The organism is Ramlibacter sp. (assembly GCF_035548915.1).
GTDB lineage: Bacteria > Pseudomonadota > Gammaproteobacteria > Burkholderiales > Burkholderiaceae_C > Ramlibacter.
Genome location: NZ_DASZSE010000039.1, coordinates 45,173 through 68,550 on the forward strand (window position 1 = coordinate 45,173; position 23,378 = coordinate 68,550).

Here is a 23,378-nt window from a genome sequence, read left to right on the forward strand (position 1 = left end):
AATGCCCCCGCGGCCCGTCATGGCGCCCTCGCTCCGCGGAACATCGCGAAGACGGTACGGTTCGCGTCGCGGATCGTGTCGGTGACGAGATCGCGCGTGTAGTCGAAGAGGATCACGCCGTAGATCGCGAAGACGAGCATGGCGATGCCGCTTTTCACGGGCATCGCGAGGAAGAACACCTGCAGCTGCGGCACGAAGCGGCTCGCGATCGCCATGCCCGCTTCGGCGAGGAACATCGAGAAGATCACGGGCGCGGCGAGCAGCACGGCCAGCCGCATGAACCGGTCGAGCAGTTCCAGCACGAGCCGCGTCGCCTCGGGCGTCACCTTCGGCCACCAGCCGAACACCGGCCAGATCTCGAAGCTGTCGTAGATCACGCCCAGGAGCAGCAAGAAGGCGCCGATCGCGAAGAGGAAGGTGACGCCGGCCGTGCTGAAGAGCTGGCCGAGCGGCGAGGACTCCTCGCCCAGGAGCGGATTGAGCGTCTGCGCGATCGAGGCGCCGCGCTGCACGTCGCACAGGTCGCCCATCGCTTCGAGCGACCACAGCGGAATCGCGAGCACCACGCCGAGCGCCATGCCGAGAAAGACTTCCTTGCAGAGCACGGCCAGCACCTCGATCATCTCGTGCGGCTTCATCGCCTCGTCCACGAGCGAGGGCACGAGAAAGAGCGCGAGGCTGCCCACCACGCCCATGCGCAGCATCATGGGCAGCGTCTCGCGCGTGAGGAGCGGCAGGATCGCGAAGACGCCGAGAAAGCGCGGCATCGCGAAGCCGAGTGCCTTCAGGTGCGCGAAGATGACGTTGATGAGGTCCATCGCGGCTCGTTCCCGTCAGCGCACCAGCGCCGGAAAGGCCTCGAAGAGGGCGATCGTGTAGTTGAAGATCTCGCCTCCCACCCACCGCGCCGTGAGAAAGAGCGTGAGGCCCACCGCGATCAGCTTCACCGCGAAGGAGAGCGTCTGCTCCTGAATCTGCGTGAGCGCTTGCACGAGGCTGAAGAGCGTGCCCACGACCGAGGCGACCAGGATGGGCGGCAGCGACAGCCACAGCACGAGCAGCAGCGCCTTGATGGTGTGGGAGACGACGTCCGCGGATTCCATGACGAGCCTCCTAGAGCCTGTAGGTGAGGATCATTCCGTGCAGCAGGCGCGACCAGCCGTCCACCATCACGAAGAGAAAGAGCTTCAGCGGCAGCGTGATCGTCGCGGGCGAGACCATCATCATTCCCATCGCCATCAGGATGTTCGACACGACGAGATCGATCACGATGAAGGGCAAAAAGAGAAGAAAGCCGATCTCGAAGGCGGCGGTCATTTCGGTGACGAGGAAGGCGGGAACGAGGATGAGGAGGTCGTCCTGGCGGGCTTCCTCGGCCATCTTCGGCGGCCAGATGCGCTTCGCCTGCGCGACGAAGAAGTCGCGCTGCTCGACTTTGCTGTTGGCGAGCAGGAACTTGCGCATGGGCTCGGCGCCGCGCTTCGCCGCCGAGATGAAGCCCGCCGCGTCGTGCGCGGGGTGCGCTTCGATGTCGGCCGCCGCGACGATCGCGGAGCCGACCGGCGCCATGATGAACACGGTGAGCATGAGCGAGAGCGCGTAGAGGATGATGTTCGGCGGCGTCTGCTGCACGCCGAGCGCCGTGCGCACGAGGGAGAGCACGATCGAGATCTTCAGGAACGACGTCGTCGTCATGATCGCGATCGGCACGAGCGCGAGCAAAGCCAGCGACAGCGTGAGGGTGACCGGATCGAATCCGAGCACGGCCGCCTACTCCGCGCCGAGGTTGAAGTTGAGCACCGAGACGCCGACGCGGCCTTCGATGTCGACGAGCTCGCCCTCGCCGATCAGGCGTCCGTTCGCGCGGATGCTCACCGTGCTTTTCGGATCGCGCCCCAGGTTGAACAGGTAGCCGGGCTGCAGGCTTCGCAGGTCGCCGAGCGATATCTCGCGCTCGCCGAGGTCGAACGTGAGCCGCACCGGCACGTCGTCGATGAGGCCGCTCGCGGTGGCCATGGAATCGTCAACATCCGCCATGATTTCCTGAACTCCTTCCAGAACCTGCAGCACGCGGCCCTCGAGGCCGCACATCACGCCGAGCCTCGGGCCCAGCAGCAGCATGAGCCGGTTGTCCGCCGCGAGAAAGCATTCGTCCAGCAGCACGACGTCGCGCGTGGCGAGCGTGCGCAGCGCGCTCGCCGAAAGATCCACCCAGCCGACGGCGAGGCGCGCGCGAAGGGGCAGCGCGCCGAAGTCGGTGTCGCTCGCGACGGGGGGCTGCTCGCGCAGCGCGGCGGCGAGGAAGCGGCTCGCGGTGGCCTCGAGCAGCAGCTCGCCCCCGATTTCGCCTTGCTCCGACCGCGCGCGCCAGCCATACGCTTCGAGGCTCTCCGCTTCGGGCCGACCCGCGACCGAGACCATGCGCAGGCCCTTCCTCGTCGCGGATTCCACGATGACCGCGAGTTCGGAGGCGGCGTATTCGAGCGCGGCGAGCAGCACGGGCATCGGCCAGTCCGCCGGCTCGGCGTCCGCCATGCAGCGGGCGGTCACGCGGTCGAGCGCGTCCGCGCCGAGACCGACGAACACGCGAGCGCCGCCCCAGTCGAATTCGACGAAGCATTCGGCAGGCGCCGCCTCGCGCGCGACGCAGAGCTCGAACATCCAGTCCTCGCCGAGCCAGTGCGCCTCCATCGGCGTGCGGCAGCGGCACAGCACGTTGCGCGTGCCGAGGACGTCGCGCGGGACATTGGGAAGCGCGAGCGGGCGCGCGGCGTGTTCCGCGATCATCCCTCGGCCCCCGGCCAGCGGTGCTCGCCGACCACGCTGCCGTCGCTCATGGAAAGCACGAGCTCGATATCGCGGCCCAGGCGTTCGCCCAGCTCGCGCGCGAGCTTGTCGAGCCTGCGGTCGAGCCATTCGGCCACGCGGACGGTCTCGCAAGCGAATTCGATTCGCAGGCGTCCCTCCGATTCGAAAAGCCGCACCGACGTTTGCGGCAGCAGCGTCTCGCGCAGGCCCACGCGCACCTCGCGATCGCTCGAAAGGCCGGTGCCCACCCAGAGGTGCGTGATCTCGTCGCCGATGTCGCCGGTGTCCGCGAGCGCCTGCGCCTCGGCGCCGAAGAGCGGCGCGAGGAGCGATTCGGGGGTCGCGTCGGACGACGAATCGCCACCGTGTCCCTGCCCGCCGCCGCGGCGCATGAGCGACTCGAAGCGCGCCACGTCGCGGGCGTCGGCCCCGCTTTCCTGCGTGGGCGACTGCGGCAGACCGGCTTCCTCGCCCACCTCCAGGTACAGGGGACCCAGGTCGATGTTGCGCCGCCGGTTGCTCATGCTCAGGCCTCTTCGGGAAGCTCTTGCATCGCCTCGGCGACGATGCCGCGGCCCGGATGCTCTTCGAGTTCGAGTTCCAGGCGCCACTCCATCTCGCGCGCCTCGATCTCGAGCTGCTGCGCGGCGAAGTCGCGGAACTTCTGCGCGGCGTGCGCGGCCGCGCGCCAGGCGAGCGTCGCGCCGTCGAGCGCTTCGCGGCGCTTTGCGCGCTGGTCCTTCTTCTCGGTCACGGTCTGCGCGTCGGCCCGGGCGGCTTCCTTCATGGTGTCGATCTCGACGCGCAGGTCGTTCAGCTCCCGCACTTTCACGCTGCGGCTGCACACGTCCTCGAACAGCGCGTCTTCGCGCTCGGCGCGTTCGCGGTCGCGGCGCTGCTGCGCGTCCATCGCGTGCCGCACGGCCTCGGCGGCCAGGTCGAGCTGATGCTGCGCGCGGCGCATCTCCGCTTCCCGGCAGTCCTCGCGCACGCGCTTGATGCTCAGAAGCCCCGCGACGACGTCGTCCATGGCCGGCCTCAATCCTCGGCGGGGCTGTAGCCTGCGTCGCGCATGTACTTGCGCACGGCCGCGCGCGCCCGGGACACGCGGCTGCGCACCGTGCCGACGGGCACGTTCAGCTCGATCGAGGCGTCCTCGTAGGAGAGTTCCTCGACGGCCACGAGCTTCAGAGCCTGCGACATCTCGAGCGGCAGCGTTGCGATCGCCTCGGACACGAGGTCGAGGGCCTGGCGCTGGCTCATGCTCTCGCAAGGCGACAGGTCGGGCGACTCGCAGCCTTCCAGGATCTCGTCGGTCTCGAAGCGGTGGCGGTACTGCGGCGCGCGGTTCACGTGGTTGCGCGCGAGGTTGGTCGCGATGCCGAAGATCCAGGTGGAGATCTCCGCCTCGCGGCGATAGCTGGTCAGGCTGCAGGCGGCCTCCACGAAGGCCTGCTGCGTGATGTCGGCGGCGTCGTCGGGGTGGCCGACGCGCTTCAGGACGAAGTAGTAGAGCGACGCGCCGTATTCCTTCACGAGGCCGCGAAAGAGAAGGTCGTTCGCGACGGGGTCCAGGCGGCCCTCGTCGTCCCGCGCGTCCAGCACGGTGATCGGCAGCGTGATGTCGTTTTCGCCGCTGGGGAACGTGTACGGAGGGACTTCGTCGTCCATCCAGTCCAGATCCAGCCCGAAATCGATCGGGTTCGCGAAGCGCGTGCGGCGCGGCTGCGGCTGCTGAAGGTGTGCGACGCGGCGGATTTCGAGCATTTCCATGGGCTGGCTCTCCTGTGAAGCCAGTCTGCGCGGGAAGCACCCGCTTGCCTTCCGCCAGGTGCTCTAGGCCTGATGGCCTAGGCCGTCGTGCGCACGCCACGGCCTCGGGCGATGGATCACGGAATTCGTGGTTTCCCTATCTCGACCCATGGTGCTTCTGCGCCATTTGCCTGCCTGCAGCACCACCGATTGCAGGAGCGCGGCCAGCCAGTCGCTGTCGGTGTCCTCGCCGAGGGCGGCGCCCACGCAGAGCACCGCGGTTTCGTGCACGGGATGGAAGCCGAAGCGCAGGCGCGGCTCGTTCCAGGCGGCGACCTGCACGGACAGCATGCATTCATAGAGGTCGACCCGGTCGTCGGGCTCGATGGAGCCCAGGTCGGCCAGCAGCCGCAACGAATCCTGGCCCGCGACGTGGGCCGCCTCGAACACCACGTCGCCGAGCGGCACGCCCAGGCCGAGGCCAAGCGCGGTGGTGTCCTGCAGGCCGAGCTTCTCGCTCGCGTCGCGGCACAGCTGCTCGAATTCACACCGGTCCATGAATCGCATCTCCTGATTTTTGTTCTGGGGTGACCGTTGTGTGACAGCTCGGACGATTTGGTTCCCGGCTTGCCCCGCATGGAACCAATCGAAGCGCCCTGTTACTCAAGAAGGGTCCCATCAGAGCTCCTTACCAGTACCCCGGCAACGCTCATGGCAACTCTCGGCAAGGTCTTCGGACCCGGTGCGATCGACACGGCAATTGCCGAGGCACGGGCATCCGCGGACCAGGCCGCGCAGGGCACCTGGCGCGGCCGCACGATCACGCTGGCGCCCGCGGGCACGGCCGCCGGCATGATGGAGCGCAAGGAGCACGAGCGAGCGGCGCTGCCGGCGATCCAGCTGCGCAATCTCGCTTCGCGGCGCGTCGCGGCCGAGAGGCCCTTCCGCGGCATCCCAGCGGCGCTCATCTTCCAGCGCGCGCCCACGCTCGGCGTGCAGGCGCGCCAGATTCGGGCGTTCGCGCGCGCCTTCCTGCGCGGCGCGCAAGGCGGCGACAAGTCCGGCGGCGCGCGATCCGGCCGCCGCAGTTCCTCCACGCGCCACCTCGCGCTCCACCTCCTCGACGAGTGTCTGGACGACGACGTCAAGCAAGAGGAGATGACCGCGCTCCTGTCGGACATGGGAAGCGCCGACCAGTCGACCGACGATCCGCAGGAACTCCTGGAATGGCTGCGCGGCGCGATGGCCGGCGACAGCGAGGAATTCGAGGACTACGTGCAGGACATCCTCTCGGGCCTCGACATCACGCCGCAGGACGCCGCGCAATACGCCGACGAGTTCCTGCGCGCGCGCAACGACGACGCGAAGCTGATGGAGCTCCTGCAGCGCGCGCAGCAGATACCGCAGCTGCACCGGCCGCAGGACGAAAGCGATCGGCTCGCGCTGCGCGAACGCATCCGCAACGAGATTCGCGAATTCGAAAACTCGAGCGAGGGCCGGCAGGTACTCGCGAGCTTCAACGCGGCGCCCGTGGCCGCCGTCACGGCCGATCCGGCGAGCTTCCTGCAGACCTACATCGACTTCGTCACGCAGCAGCGCACGTTCGCCGCGGCGCTCAAGCTGCTGCTCGGACGCTACCCGGCCGACTCGATCGACGACATCATCGACAAGCTCAAGAAGGCGCTCGGCGACGACCTGGGCGCGGCGACGCCTTCGCACGACACGCGCTGGCTGGGCGCCGTGCTCACGGACCTCGGGCATCTTGCCATGTCCTCCACGCTGCTGGAGGCCGTGCGCGAGCTGCTCGGCCTGCTTCGCCGCCGCGAGGAAAGCCGCAGGGGCCAGGAACACAAGGGCCGCGAGGACGGGCGGGACGACGAAGAAGCGGAACAAGAGGACGAAGACGAAGAGGGCGGCAAGAAAGATCGCGGGCAGACCGCCAAGCAGGTGACGCGACATGGCCGCCAGCTCTGAGCCGCTCGACGCCAACCGGCTGCTTTCCGGGCTCCTGGACATCATCGCGAGCGGCAGCGCGCTGTCGCTGCAGTTCCAGAAGCTCGGCCGCGAACTGGGCATCGCCGACGGCGAGCCCACGATCGTGTTCCTGTCGGGCCTGAAGAAGATCCTGCGCGAGCTGCCCGACAAGGCGTTCGCCGACCGCAACGCGCGGCTTTCGATGGTCGACGCCGTGCAGGACGCGCTCGACCAGGCGATCGAACTCGAGGAAGAGATGCAAGAGAAGGACGAAGGAGACCACTGATGGACTGGGTCACGCATACCATTTCCGCGTTCGGCGAATCGGTGGGGATTCCCGACCTTTCGCTGGATGCCGACGGCTGCGCGCTCTTCTCGCTGGAGCCGCGCGGCATGCTGTGCCTGCACGACCTGCAGCCCGCGGGCGGCGACGAAGTCCTCATCATGCTCGCGAGGCCGCTGCCGATGCCGGCGGCCGCGTGCGTGCGCCGCGCGCTCAGGATGACCGACTTCCGCACGAATCCGACCTGGGAGGTGCAGCTCGCGGTCCGCGGCGAACACCTCTTCGCGACGCTGCGCATGCGCCGGCATTCGTTCACGCTCAACGCGCTGGAGGATTCCATCGAGGCGCTCTTCAATTTCCACGAGCGCGTGGAACAGGTGCACTGAGCGCCCCATGAGCCGCATCCGCCACCAGACGCCTTTTCCGATGGACCGCGGGATCGACAAGATCCTGCACGCGGACGACCTCGGCGTCGACACCGGCACCTCGGCCGAACTGTCGCCGGCGTTCTCCCCGACGAAGCCGCGCCTCGAGCAGCTCTATGCGCTGCCGAACCTGGAAGACTACCTCGCGAGCCAGCTCGCGCCGCTCGTGAACGAGCCCGCCGTGCTGCTTCGCAACCGCTTCGAAAAGGCGCTGCGAGAAGGCGTGGAAAGCCTCCTGGCCGCCGAAGAGGAAGACCCGCGCAACGCGCACCTCTTTCGCCGCGCGAGAAGGCTGATGGGCGAGCAGGCCCAGCTGCGCGAGCTCGTGCAGATGTACTGCCAGGCGCTCCTGAAGGGATAGCGAAGACCATGGAGCGCTTCCAGAAAGATTCCCTCGACGTGATGCGCCTGCTCGGCCACGTGTTCCTGCTGCACGGGCGGCCCGACCAGGCGCTCGTGATCCTGCGCGCGCTGTGCGTGCTCGCCCCCGACGACCGGCGCGCGCTGCGCTCGCTCGCGCTCGCAGCGCTGCGCGCGGGCCAACCCTCGGAGGCCGCGCGCGTGCTGGACAAGCTGCGCGACAGCGGCGACCCCTCGCCCGTGCTGCACCTGCTGCACGGCCAGGCCCTCGTCGCCTCCGGGCGGCAGGCCGAAGCAGAACGCGCCTTCAGCCGCTTCACGGCGGAGCGCGCGGCCGAACAGAACACCCTGGAGAGCTGACAAATGCAAGCCCTCGCTCTGCGAATCGCACCGCGCCTGCAAAGCGCGATCCAGGCGGTGATCAGCCGCAACGACCTCGTGCTCGCCGCGCTCATCGTCTGCATCATCTTCATGATGATCCTGCCGCTGCCCACGTGGCTGATCGACGCGCTGATCGCGATCAACATGTGCATCTCGGCGGTGCTGCTCATGGTGGCGATGTACCTGCCGAGCCCGCTCGCGTTCTCGTCGTTTCCCTCGGTGCTGCTCGTGACGACGCTCTTCCGGCTCGCGATCGGCATCGCGACGACGCGGCTCATCCTCCTGAACGCCGATGCGGGACACATCATCTTCACCTTCGGCAACTTCGTGGTCGGCGGCAACCTGGTCGTGGGCCTCGTCGTCTTCCTGATCCTCACGATCGTGCAGTTCGTGGTGATCACCAAGGGCGCGGAGCGCGTGGCCGAAGTGGGCGCCCGGTTCTCGCTGGACGCGATGCCCGGCAAGCAGATGTCGATCGACGGCGACATGCGCGCGGGCGTGATCGACATGGAAGAGGCGCGCCGGCGGCGCAGCCTCGTGGAGAAGGAAAGCCAGCTCTACGGCTCCATGGACGGCGCGATGAAGTTCGTGAAGGGCGACGCGATCGCGGGGCTCATCATCGTGGCGGTGAACCTGCTGGGCGGCATCCTGATCGGCACGATGCAGCGCGGCCTCACCGCTTCGGAGGCGATGCGCACGTTCTCGATCCTCACGATCGGCGACGGTCTCATCTCGCAGATTCCCGCGCTCTTCATCTCGGTGGCGGCGGGCATGATCGTCACGCGCGTGACGACCGGCGAAGGCCCCTCGAACGTGGGCCGCGACGTGGGCGCGCAGGTGCTCTCGCAGCCGAAGGCGCTTCTGATCGGCACGGCGGTGATGATGGGGTTCGGCGCGATCCCCGGCATGCCGACGTTCACGTTCTTCTCGCTCGCCCTCATCCTCGGCACGCTCGGCTACACGCTCTTCCGGGGCGAGACGCGCGTCGTCGACGCGAAGACGGGCAAGGTCACGACCGTGCCGGCGGTGGACTTCGCGACGGGCAAGGCCGCGAAGGAGGCGAAGTCGAAGCCCGGCGACGCCGACAACTTCCAGCCGACCGTGCCGCTGATGGTCGACGTGAATTCGGATCTGCAGAAGGTGTTCTCCTCCGAGATGCTCAACGAGGAGCTGATCAAGGTGCGCCGCGCGCTCTATTTCGACCTCGGCGTCGTGTTCCCGGGGCTGCAGCTGCGCTTCAACGACCAGCTCCCCGCGGAGTCCTACGCGATCCTCGTGGGCGAGATTCCCGTGTCGCAGGGGCGCCTGAGAGCCGACCATCTGCTCGTTCGCGAGAGCGTGGACAACCTGAGCGCCATGCTCATACCGCACGAGACCGACAAGAAGTTCCTGCCGAACCTGCCCACGATCTGGTCGCCCGCGAGCCTCAAGCCGCAACTCGCGAAGGCCGGCATTCCGTTTCTCGAGCCCACGCAGATGCTGAGCTATCACATCGCGTTCGTGCTGCGCAAGCACGCGGCGGAATTCATCGGCATCCAGGAGACGCGCACGATCCTCTCCGAGATGGAGGGCAAGTTCGCCGAACTCGGCAAGGAGATCACGCGCGTGATGCCGATCCACAAGATCGCCGAAATCCTCCAGCGGCTCGTGTCGGAGGAGATTTCGATCCGCAACGTTCGCACGGTGATGGAAGCGCTCGTCGAATGGGGCCAGAAGGAAAAGGACCCGGTGCTGCTCGCCGAATACGTGCGCATGGCGCTGCGCCGCTACATCAGCCACAAGTACTCCGCCGGGCAGAACATGCTGCCCGCGTATCTGCTGTCGCCCGCCATCGAGGACGAAATGCGCGGCGCGATCCGCCAGACTTCCGCCGGCTCGTACCTCGCGCTCGATCCGGCGGCATCCAAGCGCATCGCGAACGCGATCAAGTCCGCCGTGGGCGACCCCACCGCCGCGGCGCAGCGGCCCGTGCTCCTCACGTCCATGGACATCCGCCGCTACATGAGAAAGCTGCTCGAACAGGACCTGCCCGAGCTCCCGGTACTCTCGTATCAGGAGCTGACGCAGGAAATCAACATCCAGCCGCTCGCGCGGATCGAGGTCTGACGCCATGAACGAATCGCGAGAGCTCGAGCTTCGCATCCTGCACGGCCCGCAGGCGGGCAGCTCCATGCCGCTGGAGGAGGGCGAAACCTATCTGCTCGGTACCGCCGACAACTGCGCGGTGCTCCTCGCGGGCACGCAGATCGAGGCGGAACACGCCGAGCTCACGGTCGATGCGACCGGCATCCGCGTGACGCCGATCGAAGGCAAGGTGATGAGCATCGACCGCGTCGAAGTGTCGCCCGGACGCTTTGTCGTGCTCGGCACCGTGCTCAGGGTGGGGCGGGTAAAACTCACCGTCGACAGCGTGGATGCGCCGTGGCCTTCGGAGGAATCGCTCGAGGAACCCGACGTCGTGGCCGTCGCGAAGGAGGAGCCAGCGCAGGCGGTTGCCGAAGCCGAACCCGAAACCCTTGTGAAGGTCGTGCAGCCGGCGCCCAGGCGCAAAGCGCGGCGCAAGGCGCGAGCCGCCGGCGTGCGCGCATTCGTGCCGCAGCTGCTGCTCGGCGGTGCGGCGATGCTGATGGTCGGGGCTGCGCTCGCCGCCTGGGTCACATCGGACGGGACACAACAGCACCCCGCGCCGGAAACGACGGCCGAAACGACGCCCGAAACGACGCCCGAAACGGCGGCCGCGGCCGGGACCGCGGCCGAACCGAAGCTCGCGCTGCGGGCGGCCGATGCTCTCGGGGCGCGGTTCGCCGCCGCGCCGAACGCCGCGCGAGGCGATCCTTCCGCTGCGAACTCCGCTCTCATGACCCCCGCCGAACGAGCCGCTGCCGTGCTCGATTTCGTCGAGGCGCACTACGTGCCCGGCGAGATGGAACTGCGCTCGCAACCGGGCCGCGACGGTGCCGTGCGCATCGTCGGCGCGGCCGCGACCGAGGCCGCGGCCGCGGCCGTGATCGATGCGGCGCGCAAGCGCTTCGCGGGCGCCGGGCCCATCGAATTCTCGATCCTCACCCGGCCCGAGCTCGCCGCGCGTTTCGAGGAACAGCTTCGCGGCGCCGGCCTCGCCTCGAAATTCAAGGTGACCCAGCGCGAACCGAAGATGGAGCTCGAAGCCGTGCTCGCACAGCCGGAAGTGCGGACGTGGGAAAACGTCTTCGCCGGCTTCACGCGCGAATACGGCAGCCTCCTCAGCATCACGGCCCACGTGCGGCCCGAGCGCGGAGAAGAGATCGGCCCGATCCAGATCGAGACCGTGGTGGGCGGCGCGTTTCCGTACGTCGTCACCGCGGCGGGACGGCGCATCGCGCCTGGCGGCGTGCTCGAAGGGCGCACGCTCGTGGCCATCCGCGACGGCGAACTCGTGTTCTCCGACGGCGCGCGCATGCGCTACGCGAACTGATTTCCCGATTCGCCAACGCGTGGTTGGAACCGAAATCGACCTGCTGTTACTCAGTAGACATGAACCCCCTTCCGCTCACCGATCTGCACGCCGGGTTGCTCGAGGACACGACGGGCGAGCGCCGCGAGGCGCTGCTCGCGAAGCTGCGCGGCATGCTCGATGCCTGTCTCGCGGCGAAGCGCCAGCTGTGCGATCGCGACACGTATCGCCGGCTGCAGGCCACAGGCGTGGCGGTGGGCGCGGCCATTCGCATCGTGGAGACCTTGCCCCAAGCCAGGGACGAGGCCGCCGCGTCATTCATCGCCAGGCGCCGGTGAGAGGCGCGGAACCAGTCACTCAAGGAGCAGCACATGCCCGGATTCAATTTCGACAACATCGGGATCCAATCGGCCAGCCAGGTCCAATCCGCGCAGGACGATCTCGACACGGCCGTCGACAACGTCAGCCCGGATGCGACGCCCAAGGAAATGCTTGCGCTGGACGTGCTGGCCCAGAAGACCGAATTCAAGACGTCCGAGTGGGCTTCCATCGTGAAGATGCTCGGCGACATCTTCAAGGGCATCATCCAGAAGGCCAACTGACCTCGCCGCCGCGGGCGAGACCGGCGGCCGGCAGGCGCAGAGGCTCCAGATGACCGCCGATCATGCGGCGGAGGGCGACGCCTTCGAGCTGCGCGTCCTGCACGGACCGCAGGCGGGCAGCACGCTCCCGCTCGAGGCTGGGTGCGAGTACAGGCTCGGCACGGGTGACGTCTGCGCGATCCTGCTCGCGGGCACGCAGATCGAGCCCGAGCACGCGGCCCTCTCGGCCGACGAGGGCGGCATCCACGTCGTGCCGCTGCAAGGCAAAGTCTTCACGCTCGACCGCGCCGAGATTGCGGATGGGCAGGCCGTCGAGCTGGGAACGGTGCTGCGGCTCGGCCGCGTCAAGCTCACGGTGGAAAGCGTCGATGCACCGTGGCCGGAGGATGACGCGCTCGAAGAGCCCGACGCGCATCTCGTTGCGCCGGAGCCTGCCCAGCCCGTCGCGCCCCAGGCGTCGCACGCCCCCTCACCGACTCCGGTTCCGCTTCAGCTGCGAAGGCGACGCCGCCCGCCGAAGGCGCGCAGCGCAATTGCGGTGTTGCTTCTTGGATCGGCAGCCACGCTGGCAATGGGCGCGGCCGTGGCCGCCTGGCTGACCGTCCGCAGCGATCGGCCGATCGAGGCGAGCGCGCCCGTCTCGCGCACCGCGAGCAGCAGCTCGCGTGAAGCGGCTCGAGCGCGACCCGCGGCAAGCGCCACGACCGTGCGTGAACCGGCGCGCGTGGCAGCGCGCGTTGCATCGGAGTCCGAAAGCACGGCCGCGCATGTCGAGCCCGTCGAAGCTGGGCGTGCCCATCCGCAAGAGGCACGGTCGAAAGACGAGCAGCGCACCGGCGCCGACACCACGCTCGCGCCTCGCGTTGCGATGCCCGCCGAGCGCGAGCGCGATCCGGTGGAGTCGCAGATCGAGTCCGTGGTTGCCGGACCGTTTCCCTACATCGTCACCGCGGGCGGCAGGCGAGTCGCTCCGGGCGGCGTGCTCGACGGCCGCACGCTCGTTGCCATTCGCGACGGTGAGCTCGTGTTTTCGGACGGCTTGCGCGTGCGCTACGGCTACTGAAGAGCAACTCCGGATAAACCCGTTGGTCTTGGGTGGGAACCGGGCGAAAGGGTCCGTTACTTAGCTTTCGAAATACGCTTTTTCGCAGGAGGCCATCGTGTCGTTCGACAGTTTCACGCGATTCGCCGAAGCGCTCTGCACCACCGCGGGCGCGCAGACACCGGAACTCGCACCCGATGCGAACGGCATGCTGGCCTTCCACTTCACGTTCGAGGACGTGACCATCGACGTCGTGCACCTGCCGGGCGCCGACGGCGACAACCAGGACGCATTCGTTCTCGTCGGCTTCGGCGCCGTCCCCGAGGACAAGGAACTGGATGTCCTGCGCAATCTGGCGGAAGCGAACTTCTCCTTGCTGGCCGCGGACGCGCCGGTGTTCGGCATGAACCCGGCAAGCGGCGAGATTGTCTTGCGCAAGGTGATCGATCTGTCGCATGTCGATGCGGTCGAGGCGCTTTCCGAGATGAGGAGACTGGTCGGGCTTGCGAGGATGTGGCGTGCCGATCCTGAACTGGCGCAACTGCAAGTGGACGATCCCGTGTTCGGTGTGCATCAGCTCGCATAGGAGTTCGCGGACATGGATAGCAAGAGCTGCACCGGGACCACCGCGACTACGACGACCACCGCGACCACCGCGACCACCGCGACCACCGCGACCGGGACGCCCCGGACTCCGGGAGGGCCGGGGCTTGGGCGCCAGGGGACGACGTTCATTCGCATCGCTCGCGAACAGGACCCGAATGGCAAACCACCGGAAGTCGTTGTCGAGTTGGGAGACCAAGGGGCGCCCATATTTCACTTCCAGAGCGGGCAGTCCGCACCCGCGCAGTCGCAGCCGCAATTCCGGCCCCGTCTGCCTCGCCGCAAGACTTGCGCCAATGCCTTCAAGGCGTCGCTCTGGGGCATGTGCAAGGCAGGCACGGCGCATGGACTCGGCCAAGTGCTTGGCGCCGTGGGGACCGCGACCGCCATCTATTTTCTCCCGGCAATTGTCGCGGTGCCGCTGGCCGCGGCGGGCGTGGCCGTGCTTGGCTGCAAGTCGGGCGCGCGCGCGGGCAAGCTGGTGGGATTGCGATTCGGAGTCAAGGACAGCTGGCTGTGGTTGTGCAAGGCCGCGGGCGTCGGGTACGGCGCCGGCATCCCTCTGGCCAACGCCATCTTGCTCGCATCGCAGTCCAAGTCCGAAGATCAGTTGGAAACGCTGAAGCGGCAACTGGTGAGCGAATTCTTCCGGCTCTTTGCCGCGCTCATTCGCGACTTCGTGAACATCACCGTGTTCCAGGGCGTGACGGGCGCGGCGGTCCCGGTGAAGGACGGCTACCCGATGAAACGGGAGGCGCAGGAACGGCTGGACGTGTGGCGCACGTTCGGCGCCAGTCTTTGCTATGGAGGCACGAGCATCGCGCACCAGACTTACGGCAAGTCGGCGCTCGGCGATGCGTTCAGCTCCGGCATGGACCCCGACTCGTGGATGGGATTGTTCATGGAAGCGCTTGGGGCGGGTGCCAGCTCCTGGCTCAACGAGGAATTCGACGACCTGCAGATCCCGCTCTGGCTCGCGTCGATGGCGATTCTTTTCGACTGTTCGGTTCACTACCAGCCGGGCAAGGGGTTCACCAGGGAAGGCCTCAAGCAGATCCGGGCGAACTTCGGGTTCACCGAAGACGAACACGGGCAGGTTCGATGGAATTCCGAAGATTGGGACAAGAACTGGAATCGAATCTGGGACCATGCCGCCATGCGCATGTTCGGCTTCGCGCCGGCGGAGGCCGCCGCGGCCCGCGCCGGCATGTTTCCGGAGGGCAGCCGGGAACATTTCAACGCGCAGCTGGCGGCGGGTCTCTTCATGATCCTGATCGAATTCCGCCATCACTTTGTGACGTACGGTCAGTTCACCGAGGAAGTTCGTCGACAGGTGGGCGGGCTCGACTGGAACAAATGGTGGGCCGATTTCGAAAACGGCATGAAGATCGGCGACATCCTGGATTCGCTGAGAGCCCACGTCGCCCAGAACATGAGCGAGCCGGGGCGGCAGTCCGAGAAGCCTGCGGAAACGCCCGAGGCGCGGGATGTCCGCATTGCGCAGAGCTGCATGGAGGACGCCGCGCGCAATGCGGAGCTTCTGGAAAAGAGGTTGCCCCAGTCGCTGAGCCAGCCTCACCGCGACTGGCTGGTTGCCCACGCCAATCGCAACAGTGTCGCGGCGACGAGCGCACTGCGGCGGGTGAAGGACGCGGCCGAACAAGGCAACGCGGATGCACGCGCGCTGGCGCGCGAAGAAGCGGAAAGGGCGGCATATTTCAACGAAGCGCTGTTGAGGCTGGTGAGAAACCTGCCCTCGAACAACTCCCACCACACGCGCTACCGCTCGAGGTCCGTGCTGGGTTCCAGCTCGGGCACGGGTTCCAACATGGGTCCCCGGTCCAGTCTGTCGGGTTCTGCTTTTGGCTCCAGCTCCGGTTCGAGTTCGAGTTCGTCGAGTTCCAGCTCGTCACGCTCCAGCTCGTCAAGCTCCAGTTCGTCTAGTTCCAGCTCGTCAAGCTCCAGCTCGTCAAGCTCCAGTTCGTCGAGCTACGGTTCGAACTCCAGCTTCGGTATCCGCCCGCGTTCGTTCTCCGTTGCCCCCGGCGACTCGGATTCGCCGTCCCTGCTCGCACATCGGGACGGAGCAATCGTCGAGGCGTTCAGGAACGCACTGGAAGCCGCAGACATCGGGGCGCTGGAAAGTGCCTGCGTGCACGAGGAACTGCAAGATGCAGCCCTGTGGCTGCCGGTGCGAACGCAACTTCTCGAGGGCCGCTTCCCGCGGGGCGGGTTCGCGTCGTTTGACCGGCTGCAGAAATTCCTCGAGACGGTCGGCATGCGCGATGCGAGCGACCTCATCATGCGCGGACTGCACGGTGCCCACCTGATCGCAGCCATCAACGCCATGAATTCAGGGGGTGATCTCCGGAGCGTGCTTCAGGCGCTTGTCCTGGCGCGTCGGCCCCCGGCCGACTTCCCGGACTCCGCCGAGGAGTTGACGCGCCACGTGATGGAAATCGTGAGGGCACTTCCTGAACGTGATCGGCTCGCGGTGGCCGCACGCGTGCATTCCCGCGAGATGCAGGCGCTCCTCGACAGCCTGAGGGACCTCGCCACGCTGGAGAGCGACGACGCCGAATGCATTCGCGGGATCGTCGCCGACCTCGAGGCAATGCGCGATGCGACGCGCAATGTTCTGAGCATCGGACGCCCCGTGCCGGCCGCCTCGGGCGCGCCGCCCGAGGGCCTCCCGCCGACTGGCGAGCTTCCAGCGGGTGTCGCCGGGCTTTTCCCTTTCGCCATGGCAGCGGACCGCAGGAGACGGGAGGAGATACGAACACTTGCCCAGCAGGCTGAGCAATTCGACCATGAAGCCGCGGCACCTGCCGCCGCGGTGCACGGCGCTCGTCTCGGGACCCAGTTGGCGGCGCAAGTCGAACACGCGCGGGCCATCGCGGCAACCGCGGCGCGGCAGGCCTCGACACTGCATCGAGTGGAGGATGTGCGGATGGCTCATGCGAGAGCGAAGGCGGCTCGCGACTTCGTGATAATGGCAGGCCAGAGCATCGCACCAGTCGCACCAGTCGCACCGTTGCGCCGCGGGGATCGAGGCGCTCCCGCGCAAGTCAATCGCATCGACCCCTCGATTGCGTTCGAGGCCCTGCTGAAAATCCTGCCGCCTTCGGGTCTTCTGGAAGAGAACCCGTCAGCCGATGCCCGCGTCAAGGCCTTCACGGTGCTTGTGCAACACTTCGAAGAAGTCGCCAACAAGTACCCCGCCGTGGACGATGATCATCGAAAGGTGCGGGCCGAATTCCTGGTGAGCCGTCTCCTCGCGCCCGCGGCAGCGCAATACGCGGCACTCGTATTGTCGGGTGTTCCCGGGCACCAGTTCGAACCTGTCCGCGTGAAGCTCGTGGAGAGCGCGAAGTCGCTGCTCACCGCTTCCCAGGGCAAATTCCCGATCGACGATCTGATCGAGCCCTTCGTCCAGGCGCTCGACACCCTGCGTGCCGGCGACGCCGCCCGAATGGCGAGGTCCGAGGCCCGCGTGGCCTGCATCAGGTCCGCGTGCGATGCCTTGATGCGGGCGGATCATGCCGCGGCTCTCCAGTCGCTCAGGATGGCCGCGCAGCTCGACCCCGATCCGCGGGCGCACGCGGCAAGCTTCAGAGCCGACGCCGAGCGGGTGCTTGCGAACTTTTCGCCGGGGCATGGCAAGTTGAGGCACGCGTTTGCCGCTGCGGAGCTCATCGGTCTGATGCAAGCGCTGTCGCAGGCGATCGCGGCCCTGACGGAACAAGGCAACGCCACTGCCGCCCATCCGATCGCGCTCGCTCGCGACGATCTGCTCGCTCTGCAAGAGCTGATCCGGGACAAAGCCCTTTCCCAGCGTCCGATCGGCGGGCAGGACACGCCGGCTTCCGGCCCGGCCGCTGCGAGCGCGTCACCCCCCCTCGCCAGTATCGACGGTGCCACGCGAAATGTGCTTCGACGCGTCTTCAACCTGGAAATCGGGCCGAACGGCAACGTCGTCGTCCGGCGTGGCGCCGCCAGCGCGAACGTGAATAACGCGGTGCGGGCCAATCTTGCCCGTCTCTACCAGGACAACTCCGACAGGCTTACCCGCGGCGAGCAGGTCGAGGCCCAGTATCAAAAGCAGAACACCGGTGTCACAGGCGCGCTCTGGGCGGATCTCGATCGATGCCAGTACCACCTGGACGGCGTGCTACTCAGGGACCGCGCCGGCGATGAGGGGAAGAAGGCGGCAATCGACAAACTGAGGACGCGGGGCGCGACAGCGGCTCAGTTGATGACATTTTCGGCGCTAGCGAACCGGCGCGGTGTCGATGACTGGATCCAGTTGTTGTACGAACCGCAGAGCGAGTTTCACGGCGAGCCTCCTTACCAGCTCATCGACGGCAGGTCGGGCTACCCGGTGGGGGGGGATGAAACCTGGACCTTCGAAGTCCGGTTCGAGTCCGGCGAGATGCTCGTGCGATTCACCAAGGAGATTCGCAACGCGGAGTTCCTGATTCTCGCAGATGGAAAGCACGTGGAACTCGATGAAGGCTCGGTATGCAAGCTCGGCTTCGAACTCGCGATCAACGACGCAGGCGCCTACAAGCCCACGAGCATGGTGACCATCGAACACAACGCGCGGCCGAAGCAACCGCATGAAGGCAAGCACTGACCGCCGCTCGATGCGGCTGCAGGCCGTAGTGAGAGTGGGTGCGAAGCGACCGGCCCGCTCGCCGGCGGGCGGCGATGCGAAAGAAGCCTCAGGCGGCCTGCTGGATCTCGAGCCGCGCCTCGGCGAGCCACTGCCGCCAGCCGCGCTTGTCCGCCGCGGCGATCGCTTCGGCGCGGCTGTTGACTTCCAGCGCGCCGAGAATCGCGCCGACGTGGCATTTCACCGTGCCCATCGCCAGGTTCAGCTCGCGGCAGATCTGCTTGTTGGCCTTGCCGTCCAGGAGTTGCGCGAGCACGTCGATCTGGCGAGCCGTGAGCTTGGCGGCCTTGGGGCCGGTGTCGCGCGGCGCCGGGCGCGGCAGCGTCTTTACCGCGGCCACGGGCTCCTGGTGCTGCACAGCCGGCGCCGCGATCGCGGCATCGAGCGCCTGCGACGCATGCGTGGCAGCGGGGATCAGCGCCTCGGGAGGGATGTAGATGCCGCCATTCAGCACGAAGCGCAGCGCACCCAGGAAGGCGGCCTTGCCCGCGAGCTTCGGGATGAAGCCGAGGATGCCCTTGCGAAATGCGGCCTGCACCGTGGCCATGTCGTACGTGGCGGACACGACGACGATGCGGGCGTCGGGGCAGCTTTGCACGAAGCCGTCGAGCGCCGTCGATGCGCCGCTGCCGGGCATGCTCAGGTCCAGCAGCACGAGGTCGATATCCGGATGGGCCCGATAGGCGGCGACGGCCGAATCGAGCGCGTCGGCCTCGATCACCTTCACGGCGGCACTCAGGTGTTCCAGCGAGAGCTTCAGGCCCTCCCGCACCATGGCGTGATCGTCGGCGATCAGCACCGTGAGATCCAGGGCATTCGATCCGGTCTCTTGCATGTATGTCGAGGAAATCATCTGCCTCACCTATTGACCTTGCGCGGCTGGTTTGCTCTTGTTCGTTCTTGCCGACTCCCCTGCGAGCAAAGATACGAAGACGCGGGCGAATTCGCATCAGACGATGGTCTAGGCGGGGAGGCCGATTGCACGCCCGATCGGCAGTTCCTATACATTAAGTCTTAATGAATGGGACTTCCCCGCCGCGATGACGACTCCGCTGCCTTCGGCCGACCCGATCCCCGCCGTTTGCGACCATGAACTCGCGCAACTGCGCGCGGGCATGGCGCAGCAGCGCGCGCGCGTGCGGCTCTTTCGCACGGCGCTCGCCGAAGTCGGAGATTCGCTGTCGCTCATCGACCCTCGCGCGATGCGGTTCATCGACTTCAACGACGCGGCCTGCAGCCTCACGGGCCTGTCGCGCGACGAACTGCTCGCGCGCGGTCCCGCGGCCGCGGCGCGCATGCCCGCGCCCGAACTCCAGGCGAAGTACGAGGACATCATCGCGCGGCATCCCGAAGTGGTGATCGAGGAGGAGAACTTCGTCCACCCCGACGGTTCGGACCGCGTGCTGGAGTTCTCGCGGCGCGCCGTGAACGCCGACGGCCGCTGGCTCATCAGCGTGGTCGCGCGCGACATCACCGAGCGCAAGCGCTCGCAGGCGCGGCTGGAACGGTTTGCCTCCGCGCTCGACCTGAGCGCCGATGCGCTCTTCCTCGTGGACCGCGAAACGCTCACGTACCTGGACTTCAACCAGTCCGCGTGCCGCCTGCTCGGCATGACGCGCGAAGAGTTGCTGAAGCGCCGGCCCAATCAGACGAGTTCGGCGCTCGGCAAGCTCGAAGACCTGGGCGCGCTCTACGACCGCGTGATCGCGCAGGCGCCGCGCGTGATGATCGAGGAGCTTGCCGTCACGCGCGCCGACGGCACGCAGATTCCCTGCGAGGTGCACCGCCAGGGCCTCTTCTCGCAGGGGCGCTGGGTGATCGTCGCCAACCTGCGCGACATCAGCGACCGGAAACTGCAGCAAGCGCGCATCGAACGGTTCGCCTCGCTCGTGAACATGAGCGCGGACGCGGTGTTCCTGATCGAGCGCGAAAGCATGCGCATCCTCGACGTGAACGACGCCGCATGCCGCCTCTACCGCTTCGCGCGGGCCGACCTGCTGAACCTGCCGCTTCGGCGCACGCTGCGCCAGCCCTCGCCGCAGAGCGACCTGGAGCAGCAGTACGACAGCCTGATCGCCATGTCGCCGAGGATCGTGCGCGTGGAACGCACCGAAGTGCGCTCCGACGGCACGACCTTCCCCGCCGAGTCGCAGCGCCAGGCCGTCTTCTCCGGCGGGCAGTGGATCATCGCGATCACGGTGCGCGACGCGACCGAGCGGCGCCGCGCCGAGCAGGAAATCGCCCGGCGCGTGAGCGAGCTCACCCGCTCCAACGAAGAACTGAGCGAGTATGCCTACGCGCTGTCGCACGACCTGTCGGAGCCGCTTCGCACCGTGGCGAGCTACACTCAGCTGCTGGAGCGGCGGCTGGCCGGACGGCTCGACGAAAGCGCGCGCGAATTCATGGACGCGATCCTCGCGGGCGCGCAGCGCATGCGGCGCCTGATCGACGATCTGCTCAAATACGCGTCCAGCGGCCGCAGCGACTACCCCATGCGGCTCGCGGGCCTCGACTCGCTCCTGGACGACGCGCTGGCGAATCTCTCGAGCGCCATCGCGCAAGCCGGGGCCACCATCGAGCGGGGGCCGCTGCCGACGATCGAATGCGACCAGAGCATGGCACAAGTGTTCCAGAACCTCATCGGCAACGCCCTCAAGTTCCGCGGCGACGCGGCCCCGCGCATCCGGGTCGGATGCGCCGAGGAGGCCGAGGCGTGGGTGCTGCAAGTCGAGGACAACGGCATCGGCATCGCCGCCGAGCACTTCAAGCGCATCTTCGTTCTCTTCCAGCGGCTGCATCCGCGCGGGCGCTACGAGGGCACGGGCGTGGGGCTTGCGATCTGCAAGAAGATCGTGGAGCGGCACGGCGGATGGATCGAGGTCGATTCGCAACCCGGGCGCGGCGCGTGCTTCAGCGTGCGGCTTCCGAAGGCGGCGCCCGGAGCCGATCCGCGATGAACACGCCGCGCAACGACGCTTCACGCGCGCCGAGAGACGACATCCTCCTCGTGGAGGACAACCCCGACGACGCGCGCCTCATTCGCGCATTGCTCGCCGAGCAGCTCGGGCGCGACCGCTTCGACCTGCGCGTGGGCGAATCGGTGGGCGAGGCGCTGCGGCTCATCGCCGAACGCGCGCCGGACGTCGTGCTGCTCGACCTCTCGGTTTGCGACAGCTTCGGCCTCGGCACGCTCTACAAGATCCAGAACAGCTTCCATGCGCTGCCCGTGATCGTGCTCACGGGCAACCGCGACGAGCAGCTCGGGCTGAAGGCCGTGAAGTCGGGCGCGCAGGACTTCCTCGACAAGCACGAACTCTCCGGCCGCCTGCTCGTGAAGAGCATGCAGTACGCGCGCGAGCGCAAACTGAACGAGACGTCGCTGCGCACGAGCGAGGCGCGCTTTCGCAGCCTGGCCGAGCTCTCGTCGGACTGGTACTGGGAGCAGGACGCCGATCGGCGCTTCACATTCCTGTCCGAAGGGCTTGCCGACAAGTGCGGCGTGGACCCGGCGACGCTGATCGGCAGGCGCTGGTGGGAAGTGCGCTGGTGCGCCGCGGGCGACAACGACTGGAAGCTGCTGCACGAAGCCATGGATGCGCGCGAGGCCTTCCACGACCTCGTGATCCGCTGCGGCGGCTCGCCTTCGCTTTACATCAGCATCAGCGGCATGCCGGTCATGGAGCACGGCGTCTTCATGGGCTACCGCGGCCTCGGCAAGGACGTGAGCGCGCGCGAGAGCGCGGCCGCGGCGCTGCGCGCGAGCGAAGAGAGGTTCCGCCGGGCGATGGAGACGGGCTCGGACGACGTGCTCCTGCTCGATGCGGAAGGCCGCGAACGCGTGCGGGAGCTCGCGACGCAGGCCGCCATGAAAAGCGACGCCGAGCGCGCGAACGCGGCCAAGTCGCGGTTCATGGCGGCGGTGAGTCACGACCTGCGCCAGCCGATGCACGCGCTCACGCTCTTCCTGGAAAACCTGAAGGGCACCGAGCTGCCGGAGACATCCCGGCAGCTCGTGACGCGCATGGAGTCGGCGCTGCACTCCACGCAGCTCCTGCTCGACTCGATCCTCGTCATGTCGCGGCTGGAAAACGGCATGATCGTGCCGAACTTCACGTCGTTCGATCTCCAGCCGGTGCTCGATCGCATCCGGCTCGGCTTCGAAGGCGCGGCCAAGCGCAAGGGCCTGCGCCTTCACGTGCGGCCGTCGCGGGCGGTGGTCTTCAGCGACATCGGCCTGCTCGAGCGCATCCTCTCCAACCTCGTCGCCAACGCGCTTCGCTACACCGACCGCGGCGGCGTGCTCGTGGCCTGCCGCGAGCGCGGCGACACGCTGCAGCTGGAAGTATGGGACACGGGGGTGGGTATCGCCGCCCAGCACCAGGCGGCGATCTTCGACGAGTTCTTCCGCATCGACCGGGGCAACGACCACCAGGGCGGCATCGGCCTCGGGCTCACGATCGTGCGCAGTTGCTCGGCGCTTCTGGACTGCACGGTGCGGCTGCGCTCCGAGCCGGGGCGGGGGTCGCGCTTCTGGCTGCGCGTTCCCTTGCGAACGCAGCCCGCGGTCGCCATGCCGCCGCTCGTGCCGCAGATGCACGACGAAGATGGCGCCCGCCCGTTCCCGGGGCTGGGCGTGCTGCTGGTGGACAACGACCACGACATCCTGCAGGCGACCTGCAGCGTGCTGCAGCGCTGGGGATGCGTCGTGGCGAAGGCGACGTCCGGGCAGCAGGCGGAGGCGCTGCTCGAAGCGAGCGGCTCGGCACCGGACCTCGTCATCTCCGATCTTCGCCTGGACGACGGCGAGCTGGGCACCGACCTCGTCATGCGCCTTCGCAAGCAATACGGGCAGAAGCTTCCCGCGCTGCTCCTGAGCGGCGACACGTCGCTGCAGACGGCGCGCGAAGTGCGGCGGCACGGGCTGAAGCTGCTGTACAAGCCGCTGCCGCCCGGGCGCCTGCGCGCGGCCATCGAAGGTCTCCTGGCCTAGACAAACCATACCTAAGTCTGATGCGCAGCCGATAACTAGTTCCTACGCTG

Annotated in this window: 23 protein-coding genes; 14 read left to right on the forward strand and 9 right to left on the reverse strand. The window is 67.5% G+C overall.

Going from position 1 to position 23,378, the window contains the following annotated elements; all coding sequences use genetic code 11:
- Nucleotides 1-17: 17 nt before the first annotated feature.
- From sctT to VHA82_RS14620, 8 genes are all read right to left on the reverse strand, one after another.
- Nucleotides 18-818 carry a type III secretion system export apparatus subunit SctT gene (gene sctT / locus VHA82_RS14585; protein ID WP_325544906.1) on the reverse strand — a complete coding sequence of 267 codons (801 nt, stop codon included), beginning with the start codon at nt 816-818 and terminating at the stop codon, nt 18-20.
- A gap of 15 nt (nt 819-833) precedes the next feature.
- Nucleotides 834-1,103 (reverse strand): type III secretion system export apparatus subunit SctS, encoded by a 270-nt coding sequence (sctS, locus tag VHA82_RS14590; protein ID WP_325544908.1) that lies wholly within the window; start codon nt 1,101-1,103, stop codon nt 834-836.
- A gap of 10 nt (nt 1,104-1,113) precedes the next feature.
- A complete protein-coding gene (sctR, locus tag VHA82_RS14595; protein ID WP_325544911.1) occupies nt 1,114-1,764 on the reverse strand; it encodes a type III secretion system export apparatus subunit SctR in 651 nt (216 codons plus the stop codon).
- A 6-nt stretch (nt 1,765-1,770) separates the two neighbouring features.
- A complete protein-coding gene (sctQ, locus tag VHA82_RS14600) occupies nt 1,771-2,787 on the reverse strand; it encodes a type III secretion system cytoplasmic ring protein SctQ (protein WP_325544913.1) in 1,017 nt (338 codons plus the stop codon).
- The gene (locus tag VHA82_RS14605; RefSeq protein ID WP_325544915.1) at nt 2,784-3,332 is read right to left on the reverse strand and encodes a type III secretion HpaP family protein; all 549 of its coding nucleotides are present in this window, start codon (nt 3,330-3,332) and stop codon (nt 2,784-2,786) included. The genes sctQ and VHA82_RS14605 overlap by 4 nt, the downstream gene beginning before the upstream one ends.
- Before the next feature lie 2 nt (nt 3,333-3,334).
- Nucleotides 3,335-3,838: a type III secretion system stalk subunit SctO gene (gene sctO / locus VHA82_RS14610; RefSeq protein WP_325544918.1), complete on the reverse strand. Its 504-nt coding sequence runs from the start codon at nt 3,836-3,838 to the stop codon at nt 3,335-3,337.
- 8 nt (nt 3,839-3,846) lie between these two features.
- Nucleotides 3,847-4,581 carry an RNA polymerase sigma factor gene (locus tag VHA82_RS14615; RefSeq protein ID WP_325544920.1) on the reverse strand — a complete coding sequence of 245 codons (735 nt, stop codon included), beginning with the start codon at nt 4,579-4,581 and terminating at the stop codon, nt 3,847-3,849.
- 63 nt (nt 4,582-4,644) lie between these two features.
- A complete protein-coding gene (locus tag VHA82_RS14620; protein ID WP_325544922.1) occupies nt 4,645-5,118 on the reverse strand; it encodes a hypothetical protein in 474 nt (157 codons plus the stop codon).
- Nucleotides 5,119-5,271: 153 nt separating this feature from the next.
- Between VHA82_RS14620 and VHA82_RS14625 the strand changes: the two genes are divergently transcribed.
- The 12 genes from VHA82_RS14625 to VHA82_RS14680 all read left to right on the forward strand — a co-directional run bounded on the left by VHA82_RS14625 (nt 5,272) and on the right by VHA82_RS14680 (nt 18,299).
- Nucleotides 5,272-6,534 carry a hypothetical protein gene (locus VHA82_RS14625; RefSeq protein WP_325544924.1) on the forward strand — a complete coding sequence of 421 codons (1,263 nt, stop codon included), beginning with the start codon at nt 5,272-5,274 and terminating at the stop codon, nt 6,532-6,534.
- Nucleotides 6,518-6,820 carry a TyeA family type III secretion system gatekeeper subunit gene (locus VHA82_RS14630; RefSeq protein ID WP_325544926.1) on the forward strand — a complete coding sequence of 101 codons (303 nt, stop codon included), beginning with the start codon at nt 6,518-6,520 and terminating at the stop codon, nt 6,818-6,820. The genes VHA82_RS14625 and VHA82_RS14630 overlap by 17 nt, the downstream gene beginning before the upstream one ends.
- Entirely contained in the window at nt 6,820-7,203 is a 384-nt protein-coding gene (locus VHA82_RS14635; protein WP_325544928.1) for a hypothetical protein, read from the forward strand. Before VHA82_RS14630 ends, VHA82_RS14635 begins: the two co-directional genes overlap by 1 nt.
- A 7-nt stretch (nt 7,204-7,210) precedes the next feature.
- Nucleotides 7,211-7,603: a hypothetical protein gene (locus VHA82_RS14640; protein ID WP_325544930.1), complete on the forward strand. Its 393-nt coding sequence runs from the start codon at nt 7,211-7,213 to the stop codon at nt 7,601-7,603.
- Nucleotides 7,604-7,611: 8 nt separating this feature from the next.
- Nucleotides 7,612-7,962 (forward strand): tetratricopeptide repeat protein, encoded by a 351-nt coding sequence (locus VHA82_RS14645; protein ID WP_325544932.1) that lies wholly within the window; start codon nt 7,612-7,614, stop codon nt 7,960-7,962.
- 3 nt (nt 7,963-7,965) lie between these two features.
- Nucleotides 7,966-10,089 carry a type III secretion system export apparatus subunit SctV gene (gene sctV, locus VHA82_RS14650; protein ID WP_325544934.1) on the forward strand — a complete coding sequence of 708 codons (2,124 nt, stop codon included), beginning with the start codon at nt 7,966-7,968 and terminating at the stop codon, nt 10,087-10,089.
- Nucleotides 10,090-10,093: 4 nt separating this feature from the next.
- Nucleotides 10,094-11,437 (forward strand): type III secretion system inner membrane ring subunit SctD, encoded by a 1,344-nt coding sequence (gene sctD, locus VHA82_RS14655; RefSeq protein ID WP_325544936.1) that lies wholly within the window; start codon nt 10,094-10,096, stop codon nt 11,435-11,437.
- A 59-nt stretch (nt 11,438-11,496) separates the two neighbouring features.
- Nucleotides 11,497-11,754 carry a hypothetical protein gene (locus VHA82_RS14660; protein WP_325544938.1) on the forward strand — a complete coding sequence of 86 codons (258 nt, stop codon included), beginning with the start codon at nt 11,497-11,499 and terminating at the stop codon, nt 11,752-11,754.
- A gap of 33 nt (nt 11,755-11,787) precedes the next feature.
- Nucleotides 11,788-12,018 (forward strand): hypothetical protein, encoded by a 231-nt coding sequence (locus VHA82_RS14665; RefSeq protein WP_325544941.1) that lies wholly within the window; start codon nt 11,788-11,790, stop codon nt 12,016-12,018.
- 49 nt (nt 12,019-12,067) lie between these two features.
- The gene (locus VHA82_RS14670; protein ID WP_325544943.1) at nt 12,068-13,081 is read left to right on the forward strand and encodes an FHA domain-containing protein; all 1,014 of its coding nucleotides are present in this window, start codon (nt 12,068-12,070) and stop codon (nt 13,079-13,081) included.
- Nucleotides 13,082-13,178: 97 nt separating this feature from the next.
- On the forward strand, nt 13,179-13,646 hold the full coding sequence (locus VHA82_RS14675) for a CesT family type III secretion system chaperone (protein ID WP_325544945.1): 468 nt from the start codon (nt 13,179-13,181) through the stop codon (nt 13,644-13,646).
- Between the two features lie 12 nt (nt 13,647-13,658).
- Nucleotides 13,659-18,299 carry a hypothetical protein gene (locus VHA82_RS14680; RefSeq protein WP_325544948.1) on the forward strand — a complete coding sequence of 1,547 codons (4,641 nt, stop codon included), beginning with the start codon at nt 13,659-13,661 and terminating at the stop codon, nt 18,297-18,299.
- Between the two features lie 88 nt (nt 18,300-18,387).
- Here VHA82_RS14680 and VHA82_RS14685 read toward each other — a convergent pair whose 3' ends face one another.
- Nucleotides 18,388-19,191, reverse strand: coding sequence for a response regulator transcription factor (locus VHA82_RS14685; protein WP_325544950.1), 804 nt, complete (start codon nt 19,189-19,191; stop codon nt 18,388-18,390).
- A 187-nt stretch (nt 19,192-19,378) separates the two neighbouring features.
- On the opposite strand from VHA82_RS14685, the gene VHA82_RS14690 reads away from it, so the two are divergent.
- Nucleotides 19,379-21,295 (forward strand): PAS domain S-box protein, encoded by a 1,917-nt coding sequence (locus VHA82_RS14690; RefSeq protein ID WP_325544952.1) that lies wholly within the window; start codon nt 19,379-19,381, stop codon nt 21,293-21,295.
- The gene (locus VHA82_RS14695) at nt 21,292-23,328 is read left to right on the forward strand and encodes a response regulator (protein ID WP_325544954.1); all 2,037 of its coding nucleotides are present in this window, start codon (nt 21,292-21,294) and stop codon (nt 23,326-23,328) included. The genes VHA82_RS14690 and VHA82_RS14695 overlap by 4 nt, the downstream gene beginning before the upstream one ends.
- The last annotated feature ends 50 nt before the right edge of the window (nt 23,329-23,378 follow it).